Source organism: Nocardiopsis halotolerans DSM 44410 (genome assembly GCF_000341065.1).
In the GTDB taxonomy this organism is placed as follows: Bacteria; Actinomycetota; Actinomycetes; order Streptosporangiales; family Streptosporangiaceae; genus Nocardiopsis; species Nocardiopsis halotolerans.
Genome location: NZ_ANAX01000266.1, coordinates 1 through 10,240 on the forward strand (window position 1 = coordinate 1; position 10,240 = coordinate 10,240).

General features: G+C 71.1%; 9 protein-coding genes and 1 pseudogene (1 of these 10 cut by a window edge). 9 read left to right on the forward strand and 1 reads right to left on the reverse strand.

Going from position 1 to position 10,240, the window contains the following annotated elements:
• The 6 genes and pseudogenes from D455_RS0120515 to D455_RS0120540 form a co-directional block, all read left to right on the forward strand.
• Positions 1-237, forward strand: a pseudogene (locus tag D455_RS0120515) (sirohydrochlorin chelatase); the annotation flags it as partial.
• A gap of 198 nt (positions 238-435) precedes the next feature.
• A complete protein-coding gene (locus tag D455_RS0120520) occupies positions 436-1,125 on the forward strand; it encodes a pyridoxine/pyridoxamine 5'-phosphate oxidase (protein WP_083922335.1) in 690 nt (229 codons plus the stop codon).
• Positions 1,126-1,251: 126 nt separating this feature from the next.
• Positions 1,252-2,883, forward strand: a complete 1,632-nt coding sequence (locus D455_RS0120525) for an acyl-CoA dehydrogenase family protein (RefSeq protein ID WP_026122824.1) — start codon at positions 1,252-1,254, stop codon at positions 2,881-2,883.
• 495 nt (positions 2,884-3,378) lie between these two features.
• Entirely contained in the window at positions 3,379-5,541 is a 2,163-nt protein-coding gene (gene glgX, locus D455_RS0120530; protein WP_017572570.1) for a glycogen debranching protein GlgX, read from the forward strand.
• Between the two features lie 303 nt (positions 5,542-5,844).
• Positions 5,845-6,654, forward strand: coding sequence for a dihydrofolate reductase family protein (locus D455_RS0120535; protein ID WP_026122825.1), 810 nt, complete (start codon positions 5,845-5,847; stop codon positions 6,652-6,654).
• 174 nt (positions 6,655-6,828) lie between these two features.
• On the forward strand, positions 6,829-7,614 hold the full coding sequence (locus D455_RS0120540; protein ID WP_017572572.1) for a GntR family transcriptional regulator: 786 nt from the start codon (positions 6,829-6,831) through the stop codon (positions 7,612-7,614).
• 111 nt (positions 7,615-7,725) lie between these two features.
• Here D455_RS0120540 and D455_RS0120545 read toward each other — a convergent pair whose 3' ends face one another.
• Positions 7,726-8,106, reverse strand: a complete 381-nt coding sequence (locus D455_RS0120545) for a hypothetical protein (protein WP_017572573.1) — start codon at positions 8,104-8,106, stop codon at positions 7,726-7,728.
• Between the two features lie 254 nt (positions 8,107-8,360).
• Here D455_RS0120545 and msrB point away from each other — a divergent pair, with 254 nt between their 5' ends.
• From msrB to D455_RS0120560, 3 genes are all read left to right on the forward strand, one after another.
• Positions 8,361-8,798, forward strand: a complete 438-nt coding sequence (msrB, locus tag D455_RS0120550; protein WP_017572574.1) for a peptide-methionine (R)-S-oxide reductase MsrB — start codon at positions 8,361-8,363, stop codon at positions 8,796-8,798.
• Between the two features lie 264 nt (positions 8,799-9,062).
• A complete protein-coding gene (locus D455_RS0120555; RefSeq protein ID WP_026122827.1) occupies positions 9,063-9,707 on the forward strand; it encodes a phosphatidylserine decarboxylase in 645 nt (214 codons plus the stop codon).
• Positions 9,694-10,240: the 5' portion of a CDP-alcohol phosphatidyltransferase family protein gene (locus D455_RS0120560; protein WP_026122828.1), read on the forward strand. The gene runs 257 nt beyond the window's last position; only the first 547 of its 804 coding nucleotides appear in the window; its start codon is at positions 9,694-9,696; the stop codon falls past the right edge of the window. Before D455_RS0120555 ends, D455_RS0120560 begins: the two co-directional genes overlap by 14 nt.

The window sequence follows — 10,240 nt, forward strand, 5'->3', positions numbered from 1 at the left end:
ACCCCCCGGCCGGGGGACGCGGTGGCAGCCCTGCGTGAAGCGGGTGCGTCACGGGTGGCCGTGGCGACCTATCTGCTGGCGCCGGGGTTCTTCGCCGACAGGGTGCGCGCCCGGTCGCTGGAAGCGGGCGCGTGGGCGGTGTCCGGGGCGCTGGGTGACGTGCCGGAGATGGCCCGGGTCGTGCTGGACCGCTACGACGCCGCCGTCGCCGCGAGGCACGCCGCCAACACCGCCTGAGGTCCCGGTCCGGCCGTTCTCCGGGACCGGGAGCCGGTGGTGGCCGGTCACCTCCCCGCACACGTCCCTTCTCTCCTCTTCGGGGTCATCCACAGTCCCGGGAAGGCCCTTGTCCGGGTGGTCGCGGACCAGAAGAATCGGGAACGTGGCGCAGCGGGAGGGCTCCGGTGCGCGGAGAGAGCGAAGCGAGCCGTGGAGGTGGCCGTGTCGGGGGAACAGAGGTCGGTGCGGGACGGTGTCCGCGACCTGTTGCGGGGGCTGCCGGTGTTCGCCGGGGAGTTGCCGGACTTCGATCCGGGGGCGGCGCCCGGGGATCCGGCGGAACTGTTCCTGGAGTGGTTCACCACGGCGCTTGACGGCGGTGTGGCCGAGCCGCACGCGATGACGGTCGCGACCGTGGACGAGGCCGGGGAACCGTCGGCGCGGGTGGTGATCATGAAGGACTTCACGCCCGAGGGGTGGTGGTTCGCTACCACGACCGGTTCCCGCAAGGGCAGGGACCTGGCCAGGAACCCGAACGTGGCGCTGCTGTTCTACTGGAACGGGCAGGGGCGCCAGGTGCGGGTGCGCGGCCGTGCGGAGCTGGCCAGCCCCGAACAGTGCGCCGCCGACTACCTGGCACGGCCGTTGGAGTCGCGGGTGGCCGGTCTGCACGGGAGACAGAGCGAGCCCCTGGCCGACCCGGCGGACGTCGACCGGACGGCGGTGGAGGACCGGGGGAGACTGGAGCGCGATCCGGACCTGGTGCCCGAGGACTGGGGCCTGTACCTGGTCCGCCCGACGGAGGTGGAGTTCTGGCAGGCCGACCGGGACCGTCGCCACACCCGGCTGCGCTACGCCCGTACGGGCACGGACGCACCCTGGGAGCAGGGGCTGCTCTGGCCCTGAGCCGCTTCCGCCCCGGGAAACGCCTCCGCCCCCGGCGAGACCGAACCCGGTTCTGGTCGATGTCCCGACCGCGGATAGGATTCCCGCACCCGACCGCCAGTGACCAGCAACGGAAAGGTGGCCGCCGTGCCCCCCACACACGAGGTGTTCAACCAGGCGCCCCCGCTCGGCGACTACGCGGCCGCGGAGGACCCCGCGCTCCTGGACGGCCTGCGGCGCGAGGGCGCCGGATGGGCCGAGGAGGAGGTGCGCGAGGTCGGCGACGCGGCCGGATCGGAGCGGGTCCGCGCCTGGGGCGAGTCCGCCAACGCCTACCCGCCGGTGTTGCGCACCCACGACCGCTACGGCCACCGGGTGGACGAGGTCGACTACCAGCCCGCCTACCACGTGCTCATGGACCAGGCGGTGGAGCACGGCCTCCACGCCGCGCCGTGGGCGGACCAGCGCCCGGGCGCGCACGTGGCCCGCGCCGCCAAGTTCTTCCTGTGGTCCCAGCCCGAGTCCGGTCACGGGTGTCCGATCTCGATGACCTACGCGGTGGTCCCGGCCCTGCGCCACGCCCCGGAGCTGGCGCGGCGTTACGAGCCGCTGCTCACCGCGCGCGTCTACGACTTCGGGCTGCGGGCGCCGCACACCAAGCGCGGGCTCCTCGCGGGCATGTCGATGACCGAGAAGCAGGGCGGTTCGGACGTGCGCGCCAACACCACGCGCGCGGTTCCCACGGCGGAGGGCCACCACGTGCTGACCGGGCACAAGTGGTTCACCTCGGCGCCGATGGGCGACGTCTTCCTCACCCTGGCCCAGGCGCCCGAGGGGCTGACCTGCTTCCTGGTGCCCCGGGTGCTGGAGGACGGCGGTCGCAACGCCCTGCACATCCAACGGCTCAAGGACAAGCTCGGCAACAGGTCCAACGCGTCGGCGGAGCTGGAGTACGACGGTGCCGTCGCCCACCTGGTCGGTGAACCCGGACGGGGCGTGCCCACGATCATCGAGATGGTCAACAGCACCAGGTTGGACTGCGTCATCGGTTCGGCGGCGGGTATGCGGGCCGCGGTGGTGCACGCACTGCACCACGCCGAGCACCGGAGCGCGTTCGGCGGAACGCTCGTCGAACAGCCGCTGATGCGCAACGTGCTCGCCGACCTGGCGCTGGAGTCGGAGGCCGCGACCGCGCTGATGGCCCGTCTGGCCGGTGCCGTGGACCGCGCGGTGCACGGTGACGCCTCCGAGGCGGCCTTCCGCCGCCTGGGCGTGGCCGTGGGCAAGTTCTGGGTGACCAAGCGCCAGCCCGCGCACGCCGCCGAGGCCCTGGAGTGCCTGGGCGGGAACGGGTACGTGGAGGAGTCGGGGATGCCCCGGCTGTTCCGGGACTCCCCGCTCAACTCCATCTGGGAGGGCTCGGGCAACGTGGCTGCGCTGGACGTGCTGCGCGCGATGGCCCGCGGACCGGAGTCGCTGGAGGCCTTCCTGACCGAGCTGCGTACGGCCGCGGGCGTGGACGACCACTACGACGCGGCGGTCAAGCGGCTGGAGCAGGCCCTGGGCGACCTGGAGGAGGCCCAGTACCGGGCGCGGTCGGTGGTGGAACTGATGGCGCTGACCCTCCAGGCGTCGGTGCTGCTGCGCCACGCGCCCACGCCGGTCGCCGAGGCGTTCACCGCGTCGCGCCTGGGAGGCGAGTGGGGGCACGTGTTCGGCACCCTGCCCCGGGGCGTGGACACCGGACTGATCCTGGAGCGGGCCCGGCCGCGTCGGTGAGGCCCGGGGTGGAGGGCACGGACGGAGCCGGGAAGGGTTCGGCCGGTGGGGCTCCGGACGGGGCACGGGCGGAGCCTTTCCCGCTCTTCGACCCGTGACCGCGCCGCCGACGTCCTCGGGGCGGGAGGGAGCCGGAAGGGGCCCGGGGGGCCGGGAGCAGGCCGGAAGGGGTTCGACCGACCGTGATCCCCGCCGTGCGCGGAGACGCGGAACGGGTCAGCCCCGGGAACGGAATTCACCAACCTCACCAATACCGATTACCACCCTTAACCCTGATAATTCCAGCAAAAAACCTCAAAGAGGGGCAGCCGATGAATGATCATCGGCCAGTTCGGCATACTTCGGTGTCCGGAGCGGAACAAAGAAGTCGTCACAAAACACGACCGCCTGTCTTCGGACGGGGAGCGGGCCCGTGGGATCCCTTCCGGAGACGGTCGGGCACGCGGCCCCGGCCCCCCTTCCGAGGGCACCGACTCCAAGAGACTGACGACGCCTATGGTGGAAGTCTGGCCAGGTAGCTCCTATCCGCTCGGTGCGACCTACGACGGGTACGGCACCAATTTCTCCCTGTTCTCCGAGGCCGCCGAACGGGTGGACCTGTGTCTGTTCGACGACGACGGCGAGGAGACCCGCATAACTCTGACCGAATACGACGGTTTCGTCTGGCACGGTTACCTTCCCGGTGTCGGACCGGGACAGCAGTACGGGTACCGCGTCCACGGCCCCTACGCTCCCGAGCACGGACTGCGTTGCAATCCGAACAAACTACTCACCGATCCCTACGCGAAGGCCCTGAACGGCAACCTCACCTGGCACGAATCCCTGTTCAGTTACCACTTCGCCTCCCCGGACCGTAAGAACACCAGGGACAGCGCGCCCTACGTGCCCAAGTGCGTGGTGGTCAGCCCGTTCTTCGACTGGGGCAACGAGTCCAGACCCCGCACGCCCTACCACCGGACGGTGATCTACGAGACGCACGTACGCGGACTGACCATGCGCCACCCCGGTATCCCCGAGCACCAGCGGGGCACCTACTCGGGGTTGGCCCACCCGGTGATGATCGACTACCTCACCTCCCTGGGGGTGACGGCGGTCGAGCTCATGCCCGTGCACCACTTCGTGCCCGAGCACGCCATGGTGGCCCGTGGACTCACCAACTACTGGGGGTACAACACCCTGGCCTACCTCGCCCCGCACAGCGGATACGCGGCACGCGGTTCGCGCGGACAGCAGGTCCAGGAGTTCAAGGCGATGGTGAAGTCGCTGCACGAGGCGGGCATCGAGGTCCTGCTCGACGTGGTGTACAACCACACCGCCGAGGGCGACCACATGGGGCCCACACTGTCGCTGCGCGGCATCGACAACCTCAGCTACTACCGGGTCAGCGACGAGGACCAGCGCTACTACCTCGACTACACCGGGTGCGGCAACAGCCTGAACGTGCGCCATCCGCACTCGTTGCAGCTGATCATGGACTCGCTGCGGTACTGGGTCCTGGAGATGCACGTGGACGGGTTCCGCTTCGACCTGGCCTCGGCGCTGGCCCGGGAGTTCCACGACGTGGACCGGCTGAGCACGTTCTTCGACATCGTCCAGCAGGACCCGGTGATCTCGCAGGTCAAGCTGATCGCCGAGCCCTGGGACGTGGGGCCGGGCGGCTACCAGGTGGGCAACTTCCCGCCGCTGTGGACCGAGTGGAACGGCAAGTACCGCGACACCGTGCGCGACTACTGGAGGGGCCAGCCCGTGGTGGGCGAGCTCGCCTCGCGGCTGGCCGGGTCCAGCGACCTGTACCAGGACGACGGCCGCAGACCGATGGCCTCCATCAACTTCATCACCTGCCACGACGGTTTCACCCTGGCCGACATGGTGTCGTACGACCACAAGCACAACGAGGCCAACGGCGAGGACAACCGCGACGGCACCGACGACAACCGGTCCTGGAACCACGGCGTCGAGGGGCCGACCGAGGACCCGGCGATCATCACGCTGCGCCGCCGCCAGGTCCGCAACTTCCTCACCACCCTGTACCTGTCACAGGGGGTGGTGATGCTCTCCCACGGCGACGAGGTGGGGCGTACGCAGGGCGGCAACAACAACGCCTACTGCCAGGACAACGAGATCTCCTGGATCGACTGGAAGGGCGCCGGGCTCGGTGAGGACGAGGAGCCCGACAACGACCTGCTGGACTACGTGCGCACGCTGGCGCGGTTGCGCCGCGACCACCCGGTGTTCCGGCGGCGCCGGTTCTTCCGGGGTAGTCCGGTGGGCGGCGCCAAGGCCGGGAAGAAGGACCTGCCCGACATCGTGTGGCTGCGGCCGGACGGAAGGACGATGTCCGGCGACGACTGGGACTCCACCGGCCAGGCCCTGGGCGTGTTCCTCAACGGTGACGCCATCACCGAACCCGACCCGCGCGGGCGGCGGATCCAGGACGGCTCGTTCCTGCTGCTGCTCAACAGCGGCCCGGAGGCGGTCGACTTCACCGTCCCGGGGACCAGGTACGGAATGGCCTGGGAGACCGTGCTGGACACGGCCGAACCGGACGTGGACGGGCGGCCGTTCGTGGCCGCCTCCGGACCGGTGCGGGTGATCGACCGCGCCCTGTTGCTGCTGCGCCGGGTGTCGCACAAGCGCGCACCGGCCTCCCGGACCTGAGCGGCCGTGGCCCCGGCCCGTGCCGGTCGGGGCCACGGGCCGTCCACCGGGCCGGTCACGGCACCGGTGGACGGCCGCACACGCGCCCCGGGACGGGAGAACACGCCCGGACCACGACTCCGACCATGGTGGACGGCCGCACGCGCTTCGGGGAACCGTTCGAGCCGGTTGGCGGGAACGGGNCGGCGGCGGCGCGGGAGCACGTCCTTCCCGCCCACGAGGTTCGCCGTTCCTCCGCAGCCGCCGACACCACTCCCCTCCCAGGTGTGACCATCCGGTCATCCCCGTTCCACAATGGTGACCATGTCGAGCACACACACCGGCGGCGCGGACGCCACCGCCGCCCCCATCGCGTTCCGTGAACTGCTGCCCTCCCCGGGCGGCGCGGACGCGGACCCGGCCGCCGCCTACGCCTACCCCGGTGACCTGGACCGCCCCTGGGTGCGCGCCAACATGGTGGCCAGCGCCGACGGTGGCGCCATCGGCCCGTCGGGACGCAGCAGGGACCTGTCCTCGGCGCCCGACCGCAGGGTGATGGGCGCGTTGCGCGCCCTGTGCGACGTGGTTCTGGTGGGCGCGGCCACGGCACGTGTGGAGGGCTACGGCCCGGTCCGTGTCCGCAGGGCCTGGGAGGGGCTGCGCGCCGGGCGGCCCCGGACGCCGGCCGTGGCGGTGGTCTCCCGGTCGCTCGACCTTCCCGAGGCCCTGGTCACCGAGGCACCGGCGGACGCGCGCACCCTGGTCTTCACCACGTCCGACTCCCCCGCGCAACGCCGCCGGGCGATCGCCGAACACGCCGACGTCGTGGTGGTGGAGGGGGTCTCGGTGACACCCGCGCACGTGGTGAACGGTCTCGCCGAGCGCGGACTGTACCGGGTGCTGACCGAGGGCGGTCCGCACCTGCTCGCGGAGTTCGTGGCGGCGGGGCTGCTGGACGAACTGTGCCTGACCCTGAGCCCGCACCTGCTGGGCTCGGGTGCGCCGCGCATCGTCGCGGGCGGTCCGGACACCCCCGGAGCACCGGACCAGGCCTCCGCGCAGAGCACACCCGTGCGGATGGCTCATCTGCTGGAGGCCCAGGGAAGTCTGTTCGCGCGTTACGTCAGGGAATAGGGCGTCTGCGGAGGACCCGCCGGTAACCGGTCTGTTTCGGCCGCCCCACAACCACGCATGAACCATCCCGCAACCGGACATACCCGAGGTGTGCCATCCACTGGGAACACCACCACTGGACACAGGACACACCGCATTGACGGGGCTTACCGGCTTGGCCCCCCGGCCGAGAGGATGAACGTGGTGCCGACGTCCGAAAACGGATCCCCTCCGGTCTATCGCGAGATAGCCGAGGAACTACGCGGACAGATCCGCTCCGGACGGTACGCCGACGGCGACCGCCTGCCCGGGGAGAACGCCCTCATGGAACGCCATGGCGTCGCACGGGCGACCGCGAGACAGGCGCTCTCCGTCCTGATCAACGAGGGCCTGGCCGTGGCCGTGCGCGGCTCGGGCATCTACGTGCGCCTGTTCCGGCCCCTGCGAAGACACGGCGCCCGGCGCCTGTCCAAGGACCTGTGGGGCAACGGGCGCGCGATCTGGCAGACCGACAGCGAGGACCGGGAGTACGAGGTGGACCGCCTCCGCGTGGGCGAGGCGGTACCCGAGGAACACGTGGCCCGCGCGCTGGAACTGCCCGAGGGGGCCGGTGTGCTGCGGCGTTCGCGCCGTTACCTGCTGGAGGGGCGGCCGGTACAGCACGCCGTGTCACACCTGCCCCTGCCCGTCCTGGAGGGCGGTCCGGCCTCCGCGGCCCACCGCGTCCGGGAGCACGACAGTGGGCCGGGAGGGATCTACGCGCGCCTGGCCGAACTGGGACACGCACCGGCGCACTTCACCGAGGAGATCCGCGTGCGCATGCCCACACCCGAGGAGAGCGAGGAACTGGAACTGTCACCCGGCACCCCGGTCCTGGAGGTGGCGCGCACCGCGCTGACCTCCGAGCACCGGCCGGTGGAGTTCAACGAGATCACCATGGACGGATCGGCGTACGTGCTGCGGTACGACTTCGACGCCTGAGGCGGGGCGGTCCCTCCCCGCGCGCCCCGCCCCGTTCTCCGGCGCGCCGGGGAACGGGGGAGACAACGGGAGGGGCGCCGCACCGGGCACCCCTCCCCTCTCGGACCGACTTCAGCGACCGCCCCGTTTCGAGGCGAACACCAGGTACGCCAACGGCAGGAGAACCAGTCCCACCGCCAACGCCCCCGCGGCTGCGAAGGGCAGGGAGTCCGACGCGGTCATCGCCCACCGCGCCACACCGAACCCCAGGACGAGCGCGACCGCCAGGGCGCACACGGCGACGACCGTGGCGGAGAACAGCAGTCTGCGCTCACTCCAGGGCTCGGGCCTGGCACGGTCGATCCCCACAGCCGTGGCGCGGACGCTGAGCACGGCGGCCCAGCGCAGCTCGCGGCCCACCGTGGCCGCTCCGCCCGCGACGGCTCCCATCCGGGACCGTGCGCCCGCGGTGATCTGATCGATCCACCACAGTCCGTATCGGATCCTGCCCACGCGCAGCGGTCGTCTACCTACTCCGAGTGCCTGTTGAGCTGTAACAGCCATGTCACCTGCCTCAAGTGCACTGATCGACCACTGGCCCTGGTTACAGCCGTACCCGCCACTTTGGCCACCGAACGTCGCCTAAGGCGAAGTTAGGTGTATATGGCCATGAGGGATGGTTTCTCAATTCACGAGTCTTTTGTGAGGGTTACGCCACGAAGGTCGCTGAGGCGGCATCCGAGACCGATTCGGGGTAGCGTCATCCCATGGATGACTCAGCGGACCAGGCCCCGGACACCGGGCCCCAGGGCATTCCCCAGACCGACCAGGAGTGGCGGGAGCGGCTCAACGCGCAGGAGTACGCGGTTCTGCGCCAGGCGGCCACCGAACGCCCCTGGAGCGGCGCCTATGTCGACACCAAGACCACGGGCGTCTATCGTTGCCGCGGCTGCGGTACCGAACTGTTCCGCTCCGACGAGAAGTTCGACTCCCACTGCGGGTGGCCCAGCTTCTACGATCCCGCCGACTCGAACGCGGTGACCCTGCACGAGGACCGGTCCCTGGGCATGGCCCGAACCGAGGTGCGGTGCGCCACGTGCGACTCCCACCTGGGCCACGTCTTCCACGGCGAGGGGTACGCCACCCCCACCGACGACCGGTACTGCATCAACTCCGTGGCCCTCACCCTGGAGCCGGTCGAGTAGGTGTCATACGATCCTGGTGCCGCACGTGCGACCGGGGGCCTCACGCGTGCGGCGCGGCAGTACGCACCCGCGCCCCGGACACGGCGGAATCGGGGATAATCGCATCCAGTGTTCCAACGGCCGCCCCGTCGGCCAGCGGTGCGCGGCGCGGAGGGCCGGTCATCCCTGGTTTTCCGCAAGCCGGCCCGGGAGGGTCCCCGGGCCGACCCTCACAGCGGTAACCGATGTGCGGGCGAACCGACACACCCGCGACGAAAGTGCTCGATGACCGACGACTCAGCTTCCTCATCCGTCTCCCACCGTCCCCCGGCGCGTCCGCGCTGGGGCATGGCGCGGGGATCGGCCCCGTGGCTGCTGCCCGCCCTGGGAGCAGCCGGAGCCGNGACCCGTGCGGCGCTCGCCGTCCCGGTGGTCGCCCTCGCGGCGGGGATGACGTGGTTCTTCCGCGACCCCGAGCGGGGACCGGCCACCGGACGGGTGCTGTCGGCGGCGGACGGCGTCGTGCAGAGCCTCGACCTCCAGCCCGACGGCCGGACCAGGGTCGCGGTGTTCATGAACCCCCTCAACGTGCACGTCAACCGTGCCCCCCTCGCCGGCGTGGTGACAGGCGTCGAGCACCGCCCGGGCGGCTTCCGCCCCGCATTCGACAAGGACAGCGAGCGTAATGAGCGCGTCATCTGGACCCTTGAAACCGAGATCGGTGCGATCACGGTCGTTCAAATCGCCGGCGCGATGGTCAGGCGTATCGTCCCGTATCTCGCTGCGGGGCAGAAGGTCGAGCAAGGCGAGAGGATCGGGCTCATCCGGTTCGGGTCCAGGGTCGACGTCTACCTTCCGCCCGGGATCACCCCGGCGGTGGAGGTCGGCCAGAAGGTCCGTGCCGGAGAAACCCGCCTTGACGCCGACTGAGGACGCCGTGGCGGCCGAACGGACCGTCCCCTCCTCCCCCCGGGAGACGGCCCCCACCCTCCGTCTGGGTCTGGCCGACTACCTGACCCTCGGCAACGCCCTGTGCGGCTTCCTGGCGGTGTGGGCGCTGGTGGTGGCCCAGTCCGCGCAGGAGGCCGCCGGGATCGCCGGCCCGCTGCCGCGTACGGCCATGGCCACGGTCGTGGGTCTGATGCTCGTCGCGGCGGCCCTGGACGTGCTCGACGGCCGTGTGGCGCGCAAGCTGGGCAGCAGCGGCATGGGCGCGGAACTGGACAACCTGGCCGACGTGATCAGCTTCGGGTTCGCCCCCGCGTTCTTCTTCGTGGTGTGGGGCATGCGGGCCGAGGGCCCCGACACGCTGCCGGTGGCGGCGGGCGGCGCCGTGCTGCTCGCGGTCATCGTGCGCCTGGCGCGGTTCTCCTGCCAGGCTCCGGGGTCGAGCTACTTCACCGGCCTGCCGTGCCCCTTCGGCGCCATGGCCGTGGTGACGGTGGTCCTGCTCGACCCGCCGC